The organism is Rhodovulum viride (genome assembly GCF_003265965.1).
Lineage (GTDB): Bacteria > Pseudomonadota > Alphaproteobacteria > Rhodobacterales > Rhodobacteraceae > Rhodovulum > Rhodovulum kholense.
The window spans coordinates 1-1,124 of the sequence record NZ_MUAV01000102.1 but is presented as its reverse complement, the minus strand read 5'-3'; the positions used below and the strand labels follow the sequence as shown (position 1 = coordinate 1,124).

Sequence of the window (1,124 nt, the reverse complement as noted above, 5' to 3'; positions counted from 1 at the left end):
TCGAGACGAGGCCCGTCCAGATCACGCCGAGGATCAGCGCGCGCATCGAGTGCGACCGCCACAGGACCGCCCGCCAGTTCGGAATCAACGCGGGAAGGGACTTCAGGATGAAGTTCGGCATTTCGCCCTCCTTGGGCTATTTGAGGGATGATTGGTGTCGGCGCAGTGCCGGGCGCCCTATTCAAGCAGCGCCTGATTAACGGTCGGCCTCCGGACCGGTCTCTGGGCCCCGGTCTCAGGGCCAGACGATCAGCGCCAGCCAGATGGCAGCGGTGAGGGTGAGATAGAGGGGCAGGCTCATTTGCCGCCCCGCCAGAGGCGCAGCATCTCGGCCAGATGGGCGGGGTCGCGCTTGAGCCAGAGGAGCGCCGCGGCGGCGGTTTCGAGCGCCAGCGGGCCGAGAACGGTCACGCCGACGATGGTCAGCCGCTCGGGCGTGCCGAGCCAGAGGGCGATCTCGGGGCCTGCGACATAGCCGATGGCGCCCGAGGCGATCACGATGCCCATGCGGGCGATCACCGCCATGCCATCGGTCCGGAGCCAGACCAGGACCAGCCCGCCGAGGATCGCCAGCAGGGTCCGGATCGCGTTGTCGGTTGCGTCAAGCATGGTGACACATCCGCACGGTCATGTCCGGCCCGTGATTGAGTGCGCAACGCCGATCAGGTTCTGAGTGCCGATAGATTCAATGTTGAAATATATGCGGTTGTAGGGGGCAAGCGCTCCTGTCCCGAACGCTCCAGCCGTATTCCCCATCACGCTCCATTGACCAGTAACGAGGTTCACATACAGCGAGCAATTGGAAATGATGTTGTTGCCACCGCCCAGATTGATCCAGCCCGTGGAGCCTGCTCCGTCTCGGTTCAAGGCGAACCTCAGAGCGGAATCCCCGCCGGTGCGAAACCAGCACAGATCAACACGCATATCGCGCACCCCGTCGAGGCCCGTGATGATGCTTGCATCCAGCGGGCTAGGGCCGGAAAGGTTGAAACGGCCAAGAAGGTTGGTCTGGCTCATGGCCCGGGGCATGATCCTCGGGGCGCCGGTGGCGCCTTCGGCAAGGGCAACGGGGTTGTCCTTGCAGGCGCGCACGTCGATGGCGCGCCAGGGCAGGTCCTGGTCCG

2 protein-coding genes are annotated in these 1,124 nt (G+C 64.9%); both read right to left on the bottom strand.

All coding sequences use genetic code 11. From position 1 onward, the window contains the following. Positions 1 to 297: 297 nt before the first annotated feature. Complete coding sequence (locus tag BYZ73_RS21205; RefSeq protein WP_075784015.1) at positions 298 to 609, bottom strand: hypothetical protein; 312 nt, start codon at positions 607 to 609, stop codon at positions 298 to 300. 18 nt (positions 610 to 627) lie between these two features. Further along, positions 628 to 1,124 (bottom strand): hypothetical protein (locus BYZ73_RS23095; RefSeq protein ID WP_181498163.1); only part of this gene is annotated, 497 nt, incomplete at its 5' end.